The 14,555-nt window shown below is 61.9% G+C and carries 17 protein-coding genes; 3 read left to right on the plus strand and 14 right to left on the minus strand.

Annotation, left to right across the window (positions count from 1 at the left end):
* Window positions 1–32: 32 nt before the first annotated feature.
* Window positions 33–836 (plus strand): sulfite exporter TauE/SafE family protein, encoded by an 804-nt coding sequence (locus tag DFR46_RS09235; RefSeq protein WP_245953780.1) that lies wholly within the window; start codon window positions 33–35, stop codon window positions 834–836.
* Between the two features lie 30 nt (window positions 837–866).
* Here DFR46_RS09235 and DFR46_RS09240 read toward each other — a convergent pair whose 3' ends face one another.
* The 7 genes from DFR46_RS09240 to DFR46_RS09270 all read right to left on the minus strand — a co-directional run bounded on the left by DFR46_RS09240 (window position 867) and on the right by DFR46_RS09270 (window position 5,788).
* Window positions 867–2,078: a cupin domain-containing protein gene (locus tag DFR46_RS09240; RefSeq protein WP_116236188.1), complete on the minus strand. Its 1,212-nt coding sequence runs from the start codon at window positions 2,076–2,078 to the stop codon at window positions 867–869.
* Window positions 2,079–2,233: 155 nt separating this feature from the next.
* A complete protein-coding gene (locus DFR46_RS09245) occupies window positions 2,234–2,566 on the minus strand; it encodes a hypothetical protein (protein WP_116236189.1) in 333 nt (110 codons plus the stop codon).
* Between the two features lie 87 nt (window positions 2,567–2,653).
* Entirely contained in the window at window positions 2,654–3,382 is a 729-nt protein-coding gene (locus DFR46_RS09250) for a hypothetical protein (protein ID WP_211306410.1), read from the minus strand.
* 167 nt (window positions 3,383–3,549) lie between these two features.
* The gene (locus tag DFR46_RS09255; RefSeq protein WP_116236190.1) at window positions 3,550–3,855 is read right to left on the minus strand and encodes a hypothetical protein; all 306 of its coding nucleotides are present in this window, start codon (window positions 3,853–3,855) and stop codon (window positions 3,550–3,552) included.
* Window positions 3,856–3,943: 88 nt separating this feature from the next.
* On the minus strand, window positions 3,944–4,657 hold the full coding sequence (locus DFR46_RS09260; protein WP_116236191.1) for a twin-arginine translocation signal domain-containing protein: 714 nt from the start codon (window positions 4,655–4,657) through the stop codon (window positions 3,944–3,946).
* A gap of 151 nt (window positions 4,658–4,808) precedes the next feature.
* A complete protein-coding gene (locus tag DFR46_RS09265) occupies window positions 4,809–5,222 on the minus strand; it encodes a hypothetical protein (RefSeq protein WP_147297656.1) in 414 nt (137 codons plus the stop codon).
* Complete coding sequence (locus tag DFR46_RS09270) at window positions 5,222–5,788, minus strand: rhodanese-like domain-containing protein (RefSeq protein ID WP_116236193.1); 567 nt, start codon at window positions 5,786–5,788, stop codon at window positions 5,222–5,224. The genes DFR46_RS09265 and DFR46_RS09270 overlap by 1 nt, the downstream gene beginning before the upstream one ends.
* A gap of 90 nt (window positions 5,789–5,878) precedes the next feature.
* Here DFR46_RS09270 and DFR46_RS09275 point away from each other — a divergent pair, with 90 nt between their 5' ends.
* Window positions 5,879–6,337 (plus strand): cupin domain-containing protein, encoded by a 459-nt coding sequence (locus DFR46_RS09275; protein ID WP_245953782.1) that lies wholly within the window; start codon window positions 5,879–5,881, stop codon window positions 6,335–6,337.
* Window positions 6,338–6,912: 575 nt separating this feature from the next.
* Here the strand turns inward: DFR46_RS09275 and DFR46_RS09285 are convergent.
* Both DFR46_RS09285 and DFR46_RS09290 read right to left on the minus strand, forming a co-directional pair.
* Entirely contained in the window at window positions 6,913–7,341 is a 429-nt protein-coding gene (locus DFR46_RS09285) for a CHRD domain-containing protein (protein ID WP_116236195.1), read from the minus strand.
* A 299-nt stretch (window positions 7,342–7,640) separates the two neighbouring features.
* Window positions 7,641–7,847, minus strand: coding sequence for a cold-shock protein (locus tag DFR46_RS09290; protein ID WP_116236196.1), 207 nt, complete (start codon window positions 7,845–7,847; stop codon window positions 7,641–7,643).
* Between the two features lie 347 nt (window positions 7,848–8,194).
* Between DFR46_RS09290 and DFR46_RS09295 the strand changes: the two genes are divergently transcribed.
* Complete coding sequence (locus DFR46_RS09295) at window positions 8,195–8,908, plus strand: hypothetical protein (protein WP_116236197.1); 714 nt, start codon at window positions 8,195–8,197, stop codon at window positions 8,906–8,908.
* Window positions 8,909–8,938: 30 nt separating this feature from the next.
* Here the strand turns inward: DFR46_RS09295 and DFR46_RS09300 are convergent, their stop codons facing one another.
* The 5 genes from DFR46_RS09300 to uvrA all read right to left on the minus strand — a co-directional run bounded on the left by DFR46_RS09300 (window position 8,939) and on the right by uvrA (window position 14,494).
* The gene (locus DFR46_RS09300; protein ID WP_116236198.1) at window positions 8,939–9,250 is read right to left on the minus strand and encodes a hypothetical protein; all 312 of its coding nucleotides are present in this window, start codon (window positions 9,248–9,250) and stop codon (window positions 8,939–8,941) included.
* A 5-nt stretch (window positions 9,251–9,255) separates the two neighbouring features.
* Window positions 9,256–9,477 carry a hypothetical protein gene (locus DFR46_RS09305; protein WP_116236199.1) on the minus strand — a complete coding sequence of 74 codons (222 nt, stop codon included), beginning with the start codon at window positions 9,475–9,477 and terminating at the stop codon, window positions 9,256–9,258.
* 341 nt (window positions 9,478–9,818) lie between these two features.
* Window positions 9,819–10,634: a reverse transcriptase family protein gene (locus tag DFR46_RS09310; protein ID WP_116236200.1), complete on the minus strand. Its 816-nt coding sequence runs from the start codon at window positions 10,632–10,634 to the stop codon at window positions 9,819–9,821.
* An 85-nt stretch (window positions 10,635–10,719) separates the two neighbouring features.
* The gene (locus DFR46_RS09315) at window positions 10,720–11,046 is read right to left on the minus strand and encodes a helix-turn-helix domain-containing protein (RefSeq protein WP_116236201.1); all 327 of its coding nucleotides are present in this window, start codon (window positions 11,044–11,046) and stop codon (window positions 10,720–10,722) included.
* A 553-nt stretch (window positions 11,047–11,599) separates the two neighbouring features.
* Complete coding sequence (gene uvrA / locus DFR46_RS09320; protein ID WP_116236202.1) at window positions 11,600–14,494, minus strand: excinuclease ABC subunit UvrA; 2,895 nt, start codon at window positions 14,492–14,494, stop codon at window positions 11,600–11,602.
* Window positions 14,495–14,555 lie beyond the last annotated feature (61 nt).

Raw genomic sequence — 14,555 nt, forward strand, 5'->3', positions numbered from 1 at the left:
CGCGCGGCCGGCGGCGGCGCGAAGGAGCCGGGGTGCGCATCCGGCCCCCATTTCCCAAATACCCGCAACCCGGCTACCAGCACATCATGCTGTCCGCCCTGAGTATCCTGTTACCGGCCATTGCCTTTTTCACGGCGCTGCTTTCGGGAATTTTCGGCATGGCCGGCGGGCTGGTGCTGATGGGCGCGCTGGCGTTCCTCCTTCCCATAAACGCGGCATTCGTGACCCACGGGATCATCCAGATCGTTTCCAATGGCTGGCGGGCTTTCCTCAATCGAAGCGACATCGTCTGGTCGATTATCGGTTGGTATGCGCTGGCATCCCTTGTCGCCGCCATCGCTTTCAGCGCCATCGCCTTTGTGCCGCCCCGCCCGTTCGTGCTCATAGCGCTCGGGCTGGTCGGCCTGTCCGTTCTGCTGCCCAAGAAGCGGTTCGCGCTCGACGCACAAAAGCCGGGCCATGCCTTTGCATCCGGCCTGCTGGTTACGGGTACGAACCTGCTGGCCGGGGTGGCCGGGCCGCTGCTCGACATCTTCTTTGTCCGCACGGTGCTGACCCGGCACCAGATCGTCGCGACCAAGGCCCTTACCCAGGTGTTCGCCCATCTCGCCAAGATTCTGGTCTATGGTGCACCGCTGATAGTCGCCGCGACCGGCACGCAGATGCCGTGGCCGGCGATCCTGCTGGCGATCCCGCTGACCCTTGCCGGCACCCGGCTGGGCAAGGCCATTCTCGACCGGATGACCGATACGAGCTTTCTCGGCTGGACGCGCTGGATCGTCAGCCTCATCGGGCTGGCCTATCTGGTACGCGGCCTGACGATGATGGCGGGATAAGGGACGGTTCGGGCCCGATGAACCGGTCCCCTAAGCAGGCCGGACCAGACCGCGCGACAACAGCCGGCGGATCAGATCGATCGCATCTTCCTCTTCGATTTCCGGCAGATCGGCACGGGCAAAAGGCTCGCCGTTCATCGCGCGCTCGAATGCTTTGCGCTTCGCCCCGACAAATTCGCTCGACCCGCCGCGCGTGACCACCGCAAATTCGCCGCTCTCTTCATCGTCGATGATACGGTACAGGCCGTTTTCATTGGCCAGATAGCGCTGGTCTTCGGCAATCGGTGCAGAGGCATAGCGGATGATGCCGGCCATTTCGGGCGTCCGCGATTTCACATAGTCCTCGGCCATGATGTCCAGCGGCTCGTCGAGCTCGGCCTTTTCCACCAGCTCGGCGACAAATTCGCGGAACTGTTCGCGCGCCGGTGCGCGGTCGAACTGGCGATTGGCATAGCCCGGCGGCAGGGCTCGCCTGAGACCGGGCGTTTCCAGCGCGGCTTTGGACACCGCTTCCAGCACGACATCGGCCCAGGTTTTGGAAACAAGGCCCAGCGTGATGTGGAGCGAGGCCGCACCCTCATGCGCCTGGGCATCATGCATCATGCCGCGCGGAATATAGACCGAATCGCCGGCATGCAGGACGAATTCCTCGGTCGGCTCGCCCACATCATGGACATCGGGCTCGAAACCCTCGCCGCGGAACGGCTTGCCGACCGGTTCGTCATACAGCCGCCAGCTCTTGGAGCCGGACACCTGGAGAATGAAAACGTCATGATTGTCGTAATGGGTGCGGAATCCCGTGGCGCCGGGCGGCGTGAGATAACAGTTGGTCTGCACCGAGGCGCTGAACACCGGCTCCAGCGCACGGACGAAATCGCCGAGCGGCTTGTGATAGCTGTGGAGATGGGGCGCGATGATCGTCGCCTTGTCCTGATACAGGCGCAGCAGGGCGCTGCGATCGATCTCGTTATTGTCGAGTGTGAAGGCGTCGCGGGTGATCCGCGGATCGGCGCGGGTTGCGTCGATCTGGCCGTTGAAGAGCAGATTGTTGGCGATAAAGGCATCGATGACGTCGACCGTAAGGAGATCGGTATAGCGATCCGCCTCGTCGCGCGTGATCAGGTGGAATCGTTCCTCGAACGTATCGGTGAAAAAGGCGCTCGGATCGATCGGATCGAGCACGCGCGCCAGTGCGGCGCTCGATTCCGCCGGAAGGTCAAGAGTCGGATCATATTTATGCATATTTCATCCTCCGCAATCGCGGATGGGCGGCCCGCCATCCATCAGATGCTGTCACTAAACAATGTGATCGGTCAAAAAGAATTGATCTGGAACAAAAAACGCCGGGTACGAAAATACCCGGCGCTTTTTGAAAGTCCGAAGCGGATCCTGGCCGATCAATAGTCCGGGCAGGGCGCTGTGTTTGCCGGATCGGCATTGGCGCCGCCATCGCTGTCGGAACAGCCGGTGCCGCTGCCGGCACCGCCTGGCGTGCCGCGGCCGTAATTGGCGCGGTCGGCCGTAGCCCCACCGTCGGAATCCGTAATGCCGGTTACCGAACTGCGGCGTCCGCCGCGGCCCTGGCCGCCCGGATCGGCGTTGGCACCGCCATCGCTATCGGTGATCTGGGCACGCGCCGCCCCCGTACCCGTTACGATTCCCAGCGCGCCGATACTGGCGGTTGCACCCATCCGGCGCAGGAATGAACGGCGATCAAGTTTCTTGGACATAATTGTTACTCCCACTCGGCGCTCCTTTCGAGCACCCTCTCCAATTCGCCCCGCCATACAGCCGGGCTGTTCAACCGGTTCCCCGTGCTAGTTGCCGCGGCCCTGGCCAACGGGGTCCGCACTCGGGCCGGTATCGCTGTCGGTAACGCCGCCACGACCACCGCCGCGTCCACCATTGATCGGATCGGCGCTGGCGCCGGTATCGCTGTCGGTAATGCCGGTGCGCGTTCCGCGACCCTGGCCAACAGGATCGGCGCTCGCGCCCGTATCGCTGTCCGTTACACCGCCGCTACCGCTGCCGCCGCGGCCCTGGCCAACGGGATCGGCGCTCGGGCCGGTATCGCTATCGGTAATGCCGCCACTGCGATTGCCGCCACGTCCGCGACCGACGGGATCGGCATTCGCGCCGCCATCGCTGTCGGTAATACCGCCGCGGCTGTTGCTCGGGCCGCCCCGGCCATTGCCGGCCGGATCGGCGCTCGCGCCGCTGTCGCTATCGGTCAGGCCGCTTTGCGAGTTGCGGTTATTGCCGGCAGCGCGACCTTCTGGCCGGGCACTGCCCTCGCCGCCGCCTTCGCTTCCGGCCTCGCCGCCATCGTCAGGCTTGGCATCGTCGCCACCAGCGGATTCGTCGCCGCCTTCGCCATTGCCCTCTGGCGCCACTTCGTCGCCGGGATCGGTTCCCACGGCATCCTCATCATCGTCTCCGCCCAGGCCAAGCCGGTCGCAGGCTCCCGTGACCACGGCCATGGCGCCAAGACTGGCGGTTGCGCCAACCCGGCTAAGAAACGAACGGCGATTGAATTTGGATGACATTAGGAGTTCCCCTTGATGAAACTATATATTTGGGCCTTTCAAACAAAGGCAGCGGCATTCACAGTCCGTGAACGACGCCTTGTCCCATAACCCGGAATTTTGCGGTTTTCGCAGCGATTACCCGGCATCGGCGGGGCTCATGCCCATAACCGATGCCGGGATATCGTCTAGTCGCTGTCGCTGCAGGCTCTTCCGCGTCCGCCCGGATCCGAACGGCCACCGGAGTCGTTATCGCTGCAGCTGCGTCCGTTTCCAGCGCGATCGCTGCTGCCACGGCCGGCTCCAACATTGTCCGAATTGGCGCCCGTATCGTTGTCAGTTCCGCCGCCGACGGGATCGGCACTGGCGCCGGTATCGCTGTCGGTGACCTGGGCCCGCGCAGCGCTGACCCCTGTGATTACGCTCAACGCGCCAACACTGGCGGTTGCGCCGACGCGGCGCATAAAGGAACGGCGATCCAATTTCTTATTCATTACTCTTCCCCTCTTACTAAACTCGATTGGTCAATTCTTCAGCCGGGATTCCGATCGATTCATGCCGATCCGATTCCCGGAGAAGTTTCTAGCGGTCCGTACCGCGGCCATAGCCGCCGCGATCAGCGTTCGAGCCGCTGTCAGCATCGGTGATGCCGGTGCGATAATTACGGCGTCCGCCGCGGCCATTGCCGCCCGGATCGGCCATGCTGCCGCTGTCGCTGTCGGTCAGCCCGCTGCGACCGCAACGGCGGCCACGGCCACCCGGATCGGCATTGCGACCACCATCGGAATCGGTGCAACCGCTACGGCTGCCCCGGCCATTGCCAGCCGGATCGGCATAGCTGCCGCTGTCGCTGTCGGTAATGCCGCTACGCCGGCTGCCCCGGCCGTTGCCGGCTGGATCGGCATTGCGGCCGCTGTCACTGTCCGTGATGCCGCTGCGCCGACCGCCCCGGCCGTTACCGGCTGGATCGGCATTACGCCCGCTGTCGCTGTCCGTGATGCCGGTACGTCGGCTACCCCGGCCGCGACCGGCCGGATCGGCATTGCTGCCGCTGTCGCTGTCCGTGATACCGGTACGCCGGCCGCGTCCACGACCAACCGGGTCGGCATTGCGGCCCGTATCGCTGTCGGTAACGCCGCCGCGCCCGCCGCCGATGGGATCGGCATTGCGGCCGGTGTCGCTATCGGTGATCTGGAACGCCCGGGCCGGGCTTCCCGCCACTACTCCCAATGCGCCTACGCCGGCTGCGGCGCCGACGCGCCTCAAAAAAGATCTGCGATCGAGCTTTTTACTCATGAAACTCTCCCCCACATAAAATTACGCGTGCCCTGTACAGGGCTGTAACCATCCTGCGTGAGCGTGTCAAAAAACATTCTTTTATTGATAATCGTTCGCATTTTCTGGCCTTTCTCCTTGGTTTGCGACCCTGGCGGTTTCGACGCCGGCACTAGGGTATACCCGTGTCCGGGCAGCGGGATCGCGTCCCGCCCCGGCCATAGCCGGCCGGATCCGCGCACCGCCCCGAATCGCTGTCGCTGAACCCGGAATGGCCGCGTTCACCGCGCCCATTGCCCGCCGGGTCCGCAAGCCGGCCACCATCACTGTCGGTAACGCCGGACCGGGACTGTGCCCCCCGCCCATGCCCGGCGGCATCGGCAAATTCGCCGCCATCGCTGTCGGTAATGCCGGTCCGGCCATAATCGCGGCCGGGCCTGCCCGGCGGATCGGCATATTGCCCGCGATCATTGTCGCTGTGCTGCATGGCCCGCGCGGGCCGGGAACAGGCCAGCAGGCCGATGGTCGTCGTCGCACCGACGCGGCTCAAAAAGGATCGGCGGCTGGAAAGGATTCGCCCTGACATCAGGCGCCGATCCCGCTGGAGCGCGCCACCCAGCGCACCTCCGGCTCAGTGAAATCGACCGCCTCGCCCAGCTCATAGACATTGGGATAGCCATAGCCGTGCAGGTTGATCATCGTCTGGATGTTGAGCGCCAGCGTGACCATCTTGCGGACGACCGGCGCCACATTGTTCACGAAATTGTTGTTGCAATAGATCAGGATCGGCCGGTCCGCCTCGGGCCCGATGACCGCTGCGAGGCTCTGGGCGGTGAAATCGGGCAGCGGCAGATTGACCGCGCCTTCGATATGGCCCTGCGCAAAAGCTTCGGCGGACCGCGCGTCGAGAAGCAGCGTATCGGGCTCGGCCGCCATCCTCTGGAACGTCGCCAGATCGATCAGGCGCTCGGCGCGCAAGCTCTGGACGGTTGCAGCAATCCCGATAAAGCCGGGAAAATCTATCTGCGGGTTATTAGCAGGAGCAAGACGGGCCGGAGCGGCATTGTCGCCCCCCTTCGCGGCCGTATCCGCCAGCGCCGGACCGCTGGCCACAATCAGGCCGGCACAGATTACCGATAGCAACACGCGCATTCGCTATGCTCCCTTGGCATGGCGGCGCGACCCGGTAAGAGGCATGGACCGGCCAAGATGACCGCGTGCTGAACGAAGGACGAAGCGCCCATGAACGAAGCGCCCATGAACGACAGGGCCCGGCAGATCTGCGACACCCTTGCGCTCCACCCCCATCCGGAGGGCGGCTGGTATAAGGAAACATGGCGAGCAGAGGCCGGGGACGGCGAACGGGCCGGCGGCACGGCAATCCATTTCCTGCTTGCGGCCGGCGAGCGCTCCCACTGGCACAAAGTGGACGCCGCCGAAATCTGGCTCTGGCATGGCGGCGATCCGCTCGCCCTCAGCCTTGCCGAAACAGACACGGGCCCGGAGCGCACCATCCTCATGGGCGGCGATATCGGAGCCGGGCAGGCACCCCAGGCGGTCGTCCCGACCGGTCACTGGCAGGCCGCCGAACCGGCCAGCGATGCTGCAGGCTATGTGCTGGTGAGCTGCATCGTCGTTCCCGGCTTTGAATTTGCCGGATTCACCCTGGCGCCCGAGGGGTGGACGCCCGCGAAGCCGTAAGCAGAACGCCGTTTATGCTGCGCACAATGGGTGCAGCATGAAAATGGGCGTGACGATTTCTCCCATAGAATGAACGGCTTGCCGAGTTATCCCCGATATCCTCGTTATTCCATGTCGCTTTTCGCTTGGTGCGACTCGCAGCCCCGTGAGACTTTGTTTGCGTCGAAGGGAAAAGCGACGGAAGGCAACGACCGAAGCAGGAACCGGAGACCGCAGAACCGGAATGAGCGCGGCGCGCAAGCAAAGCGGGAAGGAAGGGAAAGCGAAGTGTTTGGAAGAATTTTCGGCACCGTCATCGTGCAAGCGAAGACACAGCGGTTCATTCGGAGAAACACTGAAAGGCAGGAAAGATATTTTCGGATATTGGAACTGTCTCCGTGCCAGAGCGCGGAAAGGATGGTCTTCGGAACATCCGACCCCGGCGCCCGGCGCAGTGGGGGCTGATCTTCGGACCAGCCCCCATTTTCATTTCCGCTCCCGAGATCCTGAAAAGCCCCGGGAGCCCCGAAATCCACAAAAACCCTTCCCGATCGGCGCGCGCCTGTTACTGCTTCCGCACAGGCCCGGTCCGCCCGCTAGCGTTCGAGCTGGCCGCGCACCGCGCCCGCCGGATGCGGCTCATTATGGACATTGACGTAGAAACCGCCCGGATTGTCCCGCAACTCGCGGCGCAGGGAGGATGAGATTTCGACACAGCCGTCGCTGCCGCCATCCGCGCCCGGCGTGTCCAGTGTGATGACCGGTGGCCCGGCCTCGCCCGCCGCCCCGCGATGGACATGGGCGGCCGTGGCCGGATCGATATCGTCGATGGAAAGCGCATAACAGAGCTGCTCGTCTTCGCTGTCCCAGTCCAGCGTGGCGATGCCCGCCCCGTCCGGATCTCCCGGCCCGGGCACTTCGGCGGCGCCCGTCAGGTCGGCGGAATAGGATTCCTGCGCCAGTGCAGGCGCGCTGAGCCCGGCTGCGGCGATTGCGCCCAGCAGGATCGATGGCGTGATTTTCATGACACTCTCCCAGACTATAAGGGCGACCGCCCCGTGCCGCCGCCCGGATATCAGCCGCGATTATAGCGCCGAGCGCGGAGTCGGGGAAAGGGAAATCGTGCGGGAGGGGTTTTGGGGGCTGTTGGGGAGTCTTTTGTCAGACTGGAGCGGCGGGTTGAGCGGCGCGGGAGTTTGTTTGTCAGACCTTCGGCTTTGCCTCAGGCGCTGCACCGCCAGGTTGAGTCTGACAGACCAAATCCACAAAAAAGGGCGGCGGAACCGAAGCTCCACCGCCCTTTCCAACATGTGTCGCGAGAAGCTTAGGCTTCTTCGAGATTCGTTGCGGCCATCTTGCCGTTGCGGCTCTCTTCGAGCTCATAGGATACGCGCTGGTTTTCCTTCAGCGTCGACATGCCGGCAGCCTGGACAGCGGTCATGTGCACGAAAGCGTCATTGCCGCCTTCTTCCGGCTCGATGAAGCCATAGCCTTTTTGCTCGTTGAAAAATTTTACTTTGCCAATAGGCATAATCTTATTCCCTTATCTGGGTCCCCGAAAAACCGGGGGAGTGAGCCACGCCCGAACACCGGGTGCAGCCTGCGTCTGCTTGCTTGAGTATTGAGGGAAAAGAGGGCGCTGGACGCCTTAGTCCGTCGCTACGTGCGACATCGGCAGTGCCGCCTATATACGAGCGCCTGTGGATAAGTGCAATGCTTGTGAATGAGAGGGTTAATGGCAGGCCCGGGGCGGCGCTTCCCCGATGCGGCATGCGATCACCACGCCAGACATACTGTATTACTATAGTGACACACTCGATAAAGCTCGCTATGCTCGCCCACGATCCAGTCCCCGACAGCGGAAAACAGCAAGAACCCATGATGCAATCCCTGATCCTCCTCCTCCATATCGCGAGCGGCGGGGTCGCAGTGGCGGCGGGCGCGGTGGCGCTCTTCTCCGCCAAGGGTTCGACCGTGCACCGGGGCGCAGGCAATCTTTTCTTCGGATCGATGCTCGCCATGGCGGCGGCGGGCACATATCTCGCCTGGGTCGCACCGATGATGATCACGGTGCTGGCCGGTCTCTTCACCGGATATCTGGTGGCGACGAGCTGGATGACCGTCCGGCGTCCGGAAGGCGTGTCCGGCCCCTTCGATATCGCCGCTTTCCTCGTCGCGCTCGCGATCGGCGCAGGCGGCTTCTTCTACGGCTTCGAGGCCACGAACAGCGAGACCGGCCTTGTCGACGGCTTTTCCGCCGGGCCTTACTTCTTCTTCGGCGGGCTGGCCCTGCTCGCCGCTGCCGGGGACGCCCTGCTGATCGTCCGCCGCGGCATTTCCGGGGCGCAGCGCATCGCGCGCCATTTGTGGCGCATGTGTCTCGCGCTCTATTTCGCCGTCGGATCCCTGTTCACCGGCCCGGGCGCATCCGCCTTTCCCGAATCCCTCCAGGGCTCGGCCTGGCTTTCTGCGCCGGAGATGATCGTCGCGGCGATGATGCTCTTCTGGCTGGTCCGCGTCCTGTTCACCCGATGGTGGACTGAATCGGTCGAGACGAAGACGGCAGGCGCGGCACCAAACGCATCAAGTTGACGCTGGTTGACACTATCTGACGGGAGGGGGTCAGGGGTCCTCTTCCCCCTTCCCTTCCCGATCCTTGTCCCCGCCATCCGCCTCACCGCCCTCGTCATCATCCTCGAACAGCTGCTCGGTGAGGCCGGCGCGGCCGGGCGCCTCCGCCTCCGCGCACTCCGCATCAGGACCAATGCAATCGAGCAGCGCCTCGAAATGCCGTTCGGATTGCTGAACAGGCCGGGCGGCGAGCCGATCATCGTCGCAGCGCCGGTCCGCCCGGGCGAGCATATGGCGCAGCATCACCCCGTCAGGCTTGATCCGCTCGGCCAGCTGGCCATCGACGACAATCTCCTCGGTCACGCCGCCTAAAGTTCATTGGCGTCGCCCGCTCCAGGCACAGATCGACCCCCACCTTTCTTTGGCGCATCCCGGTGCTGCAGCATCGCCCCCTGCCACGCCCGCGCAAAAGCCGCATTGCGCGCGCGCAAGGCATAGACCGACTGCCGCGACAGCCCCATCTCCCGGCACACGCCCAGCACATTGCCGGTGTCCGCAAGCCGCGAGAGGAAGCGCGCGTTATGCGTCATGCCGGGGGCATGACTTATAGGGCGAGCCGCATCCGGGGCGGCGTCCAGCGCTGAAGATCGGTGGCAGCGGGCGCGGGGAGGGATTGGGGGTGCACAGGCCCATCCCCGCGCTCACATTGAGCCTGTCGAAATGTGGGTGGAGGCGAAGTACCAAACCGTTGACCTTCGGCCGCCTGCGGCTCGACAAGCTCAGGGTGAGCGCGGTTGGGAGAGGTTTCAGGGCTTTGCGGGTTTTCTGAATGGGTCATCTAACAGGATAAGTCAGATGATCTCCTACATTTCAAGGAAATAGGATTTGGGGATTACGACCCTTACGGAATGCGGCCAGCTGTTTTTCTTGTCTAGGCAGCAAGTTGCACATCGCCAGCCAAGGCCTCTTTCCAGAGACGATGATGGATATCAGCCAACTTTCTACAACCCGGATCGATTTGCGACGCTTCATAGAGTCTCGAGACGAGCTTCGGATATATCTCTAACTTCTCTTCGCGGTTCGCGCACTGCTTGATTGCCTTCAAATCTGCCTTGATTGCTTTCCAACGCGAATGAGGAAGCTCAATACCATTTTTGGTCACCATAACACCTGTTACGGGCTTAGCTCCTAGACCCATAAACCACTTGGCCTTGTGAGCACGTAGTCCATGCCTCATGATGATCTTTCGGACCTCATGCAATTGACGCAGCGTAGCGTTCGCACCGGACAGGGTGATATCATCGACATAGCATGTCATGACTAGGTGATTTTTCGCTGCAAACGATTGAATATCGTCAAACATCGCTTTGTACGCATAGTAAGATATGATTGGGCTGGACGAGCTTCCAGTTGGTAGTTTCCCATCTTTGCAGAGCAATGCCGCGAGTAAACCTGCAACATCCGCGGCGCATTTCAAGTCGTCCCTGAAAAAGTGCATGACTTTATGCTGTTCAACCGACGGAAAAAACTTTTTCACGTCGATCTTGATCATCGCCAGCGCGCCGACATGTGGCTTCGCATTTGAAATGTACGACCGCCCCTTCCTATTTGAATGCAGATAGTTCGGGGTTTCTATCCGCGATAAGTATCCGTGAATCTGACGATGTAGGCTTTGAAGCGGGGGCGGCGGTTCTTCGACCTGTCTCCCTGATCGTTTTAACCGGAACACTCGATATTTGGCATTCATTGATAGGTCTTCGAGTGTGTCTAATTTCCATCCGATCCGTTTGGCTAATACTTTTGGAGAGCCAATCCGGTAAAGATGGCATCGGTCAAGAGGTATAAGCGGTCTGTGTTTTTTCGCCGTTTTCACTTCCTGGCTCCTCTGCAATCCATTCAAGCATTCGCAACGCTTTGTCCGCAATAAATGACCGAGCACCTTCCTTGGCGCTTTGATCGGAGCGTTCCGCAAATAACACTAGAGACGAAAGAGGAATGTCAAATCGACGCGCATATCGCTTAAGCACGTCTAGACTCGGCTCTTTCTTCTCCCTTTCAATTTCATTCAAATAAGATGGAGAGACATCAAGCTGGTCCGCCAGCTCGATCTGGCTAAGGCGATGATATTGCCTAATCAGTTTCAAAGCTCTTCCATACATTCGCAATCTCCTTCCTCTTAGGAAAGATAAAAGGGGGATTAGCCCAGGATTTCCAAGAGCTTCGCGCCCAGCCGATACAGCCGATAACCTATGGCTACCAACCAGAATACGGCTTTAAGCACCCTTGGACCAAACAGCAGCCTCCGAAGAGGCTTTTTGGATGGCGGCCCTAAGGCTCGTTCCTTCTTAACGCTAGAAGTGTCGTGAAACATAAAAATGCTCCTTGTGTTCACTACAGCAGGATTGCTGCAGCGCCGCACAAACGGTTAGGAGCACAACAAAGAAGGAAACATCCCCCCAGAACCTTCGCGCCCGGCCGCACCGGGCGCCCTTATCGGTGTCGCGGGACGTTCCCGAGAAGGGAGCCCCTACTTCTGCCGATAAGTATGAGGATCACGAGGATCCCACAGGGGATTTCTCCCCCCGAGGTTGAGCGGCATGTTGCGTTCTTCCAGCGTCGCAACCTATATGGCAGTCGATTCGCTAAAAGTCAAGGAAAATTCGCTGATAGCGAATAATATTCTGAAATATGCGGATTTGCCTGTCCAGCACGTCAGCCCGACAGCATCGCTTTGAGATATTCGCCGGTAAAACTGCCCTTGGTCTTGGCCACATCTTCCGGCGTGCCCTGCGCAACAATCTCGCCGCCCTTGTCGCCGCCTTCGGGGCCGAGGTCCAGGATCCAGTCGGCCGTTTTGATCACATCCAGATTATGCTCGATCACAACCACGGTATTGCCCTGCTCGACCAGCGCGTGGAGCACTTCGAGCAGTTTGCGGACATCCTCGAAATGCAGCCCGGTGGTCGGCTCGTCGAGGATATACAAGGTGTTCCCGGTGGCGCGTTTGGACAGTTCCTTGGAGAGTTTGACGCGCTGGGCCTCGCCGCCGGACAGGGTCGTCGCCTGCTGGCCGACTTTGACATAGCCAAGGCCGACGCGTTCCAGCATCGCCATACGGTCCCGGATCGGCGGGACGGCCTTGAAGAAGACATGCGCGTCCTCGACCGTCATATCGAGGACATCGGCGATGCTCTTGCCCTTGAACTTCACCTCCAGCGTTTCGCGGTTATAGCGCGCGCCGTGGCAGACATCGCAGGTGACATATACATCGGGGAGGAAGTGCATCTCGATCTTGAGCACGCCGTCTCCCTGACACGCTTCGCACCGCCCGCCTTTGACGTTGAAACTGAAACGCCCGGGTTTGTAGCCGCGCGCCTGGGCTTCGGGGAGGCCGGCGAACCAATCGCGGATCGCGGTGAACGCGCCCGTGTACGTTGCGGGGTTGGAGCGGGGCGTGCGGCCGATGGGCGACTGATCGATGTCGATCACCTTGTCGAGATATTCGAGGCCCACGATCTTATCATGCTTGCCCGCGACCATGCGCGCGCCGTTGAGCGAGCGCGCGGCGGAGGCATAGAGCGTGTCTATCGTGAAGGTGGATTTGCCCGACCCCGACAGCCCCGTGACGCAGGTGAAGGTGCCGAGCGGAATCGAGGCGGAGATATTCTGCAGATTGTTGGCGATGGCGCCTTTCACCGTCAGCTTTTTGCCCGTGCCTTTGCGGCGGGTTTCGGGGACGGCGATTTCGCGCTTGCCGTTCAGATAGTCTGCGGTCAGCGATTTCTTGGCTTTCAGGATCTGCTTGAGCGTGCCCTGCGCCACGACCTCGCCGCCATGGACGCCCGCGCCGGGGCCCATATCCACCACATGGTCGGCATGGCGGATCGCATCCTCATCATGCTCGACCACGATAACGGTGTTGCCGAGATCGCGGAGGCGCTTGAGCGTGGCGAGGAGCCGGTCATTATCGCGCTGGTGCAGACCGATGCTGGGCTCGTCCAGGACGTAGAGCACGCCGGACAGGCCGGAACCGATCTGGCTGGCGAGCCGGATGCGCTGGCTCTCGCCGCCCGAGAGGGTGCCGGATGAGCGATCAAGATTGAGGTAGTCGAGGCCGACATTGTTGAGGAACCCCAGCCGCTCGACAATCTCCTTGAGGATCGGTGTGGCGATCTGGGACTGCTGGGCATTGAGCTTTGCGGGCAGCGCCTCGAACCAGGCGAGCGCTTGCCCGACGGGGCGGCGGGCGGACATGGAGATATCCTCGCCGCCGATCTTCACCGCCAGCGCCTCAGGCTTGAGCCGCGCACCGCCGCACACTTCGCACGGAGCCGCCGTCTGGAACTTGCCGAGCTCTTCGCGCATCCACGCGCTTTCGGTCTGCATCATGCGGCGGTTGAGATTGCCGATAACGCCCTCGAACGGCTTTTTCACATCATAGGATTTGCGGCCATCCTTGAAGGAGAGCGTGATCGGCAGGCCCTGTGTACCGTTGAGGACCACGTCCCGGTGATGCTCGCTCAGTTCGTTCCACGGCGTATCGAGATCGAACTCGAAATGCCGGGCGACGCTGGCCAGCACCTGCAGATAATAGGGCGAAGGCGGGTTGGACTTGGCCCAGGGCACGACCGCGCCCTTCTTCAGGGACAGCGCCTCATTGGGGACGACCAGCTCGAGATCGAACTCCAGCTTTTCGCCGAGCCCGTCGCAGGCCGGGCACGCCCCTTGCGGCGCGTTGAAGGAGAAGAGCCGGGGCGCGATTTCCTCGATCGTGAAGCCGGAAACCGGGCAGGCGAATTTCTCGCTGAACACGATGCGGTTGTCGGGCAGGCCAGCGCCCTTCAGCTTGCCGCCGCCATCCTCGTCATCCTCACGCCCCGGCACCACGCCGTCCGCCATGTCCACATAGGCCAGCCCGTCGGCCAGCCGGATCGCGGTCTCGAAACTGTCGGCCAGCCGCGTTTCCATGTCCGCGCGGACGACCAGCCGGTCGACGACCACTTCGATGTCATGCTTGAACTTCTTGTCGAGCGCCGGGGCGTCCTCGATATCGTAAAATTCGCCATCAACACGGACCCGCGTAAAACCGGCCTTCTGCCACTCGGCCAGCTCCTTGCGATATTCGCCCTTCCGGCCGCGCACGACGGGCGCGAGCAGATAGAAGCGCGTGCCCTCCGGAAGCAGCATCACCCGGTCGACCATCTGGCTGACCGTCTGCGCGGCAATCGGCTCCCCGGTCGCCGGGCTGTAGGGAATGCCTGCCCGCGCCCATAATAGCCGCATATAATCGTAGATCTCGGTGACGGTCGCGACGGTGGAGCGCGGGTTGCGCGACGTCGTCTTCTGCTCGATCGAGATGGCCGGCGAGAGCCCTTCGATATGCTCGACATCGGGCTTCTGCATCATCTCGAGAAACTGCCGTGCATAGGCAGAAAGCGACTCCACATAGCGCCGCTGGCCTTCCGCATAGATGGTATCGAAAGCGAGGCTCGATTTGCCGCTGCCCGACAGGCCGGTGATCACGATCAGCCTGTCGCGCGGCAGATCGATATCCACGCCCTTGAGATTATGCTCGCGCGCCCCTCGGACGCTTATTTTGGTCAGCATCCGGAAAACCGATGCTTTGCATTTTTCGTCAGACTCATGGAGGCTATGTTCCACATTTGTT

Source organism: Parasphingopyxis lamellibrachiae (genome assembly GCF_003385775.1).
Taxonomy (GTDB): domain Bacteria; phylum Pseudomonadota; class Alphaproteobacteria; order Sphingomonadales; family Sphingomonadaceae; genus Parasphingopyxis; species Parasphingopyxis lamellibrachiae.

Bases quoted from the DNA above. Each gene is read 5' to 3' on its own strand.
- DFR46_RS09240 (WP_116236188.1), bottom strand. From the start codon at position 2,078: ATGCATAAATATGATCCGACTCTTGACCTTCCGGCGGAATCGAGCGCC.
- DFR46_RS09305 (WP_116236199.1), bottom strand. From the start codon at position 9,477: ATGACGCATAACGCGCGCTTCCTCTCGCGGCTTGCGGACACCGGCAAT.
- DFR46_RS09255 (WP_116236190.1), bottom strand. From the start codon at position 3,855: ATGAATAAGAAATTGGATCGCCGTTCCTTTATGCGCCGCGTCGGCGCA.
- DFR46_RS09295 (WP_116236197.1), top strand. From the start codon at position 8,195: ATGATGCAATCCCTGATCCTCCTCCTCCATATCGCGAGCGGCGGGGTC.
- DFR46_RS09250 (WP_211306410.1), bottom strand. From the start codon at position 3,382: ATGTCATCCAAATTCAATCGCCGTTCGTTTCTTAGCCGGGTTGGCGCA.
- DFR46_RS09260 (WP_116236191.1), bottom strand. From the start codon at position 4,657: ATGAGTAAAAAGCTCGATCGCAGATCTTTTTTGAGGCGCGTCGGCGCC.
- DFR46_RS09315 (WP_116236201.1), bottom strand. From the start codon at position 11,046: ATGTATGGAAGAGCTTTGAAACTGATTAGGCAATATCATCGCCTTAGC.
- DFR46_RS09310 (WP_116236200.1), bottom strand. From the start codon at position 10,634: ATGAATGCCAAATATCGAGTGTTCCGGTTAAAACGATCAGGGAGACAG.
- DFR46_RS09275 (WP_245953782.1), top strand. From the start codon at position 5,879: ATGAACGAAGCGCCCATGAACGACAGGGCCCGGCAGATCTGCGACACC.
- uvrA (WP_116236202.1), bottom strand. From the start codon at position 14,494: ATGCTGACCAAAATAAGCGTCCGAGGGGCGCGCGAGCATAATCTCAAG.
- DFR46_RS09265 (WP_147297656.1), bottom strand. From the start codon at position 5,222: ATGTCAGGGCGAATCCTTTCCAGCCGCCGATCCTTTTTGAGCCGCGTC.
- DFR46_RS09270 (WP_116236193.1), bottom strand. From the start codon at position 5,788: ATGCGCGTGTTGCTATCGGTAATCTGTGCCGGCCTGATTGTGGCCAGC.
- DFR46_RS09285 (WP_116236195.1), bottom strand. From the start codon at position 7,341: ATGAAAATCACGCCATCGATCCTGCTGGGCGCAATCGCCGCAGCCGGG.
- DFR46_RS09245 (WP_116236189.1), bottom strand. From the start codon at position 2,566: ATGTCCAAGAAACTTGATCGCCGTTCATTCCTGCGCCGGATGGGTGCA.
- DFR46_RS09290 (WP_116236196.1), bottom strand. From the start codon at position 7,847: ATGCCTATTGGCAAAGTAAAATTTTTCAACGAGCAAAAAGGCTATGGC.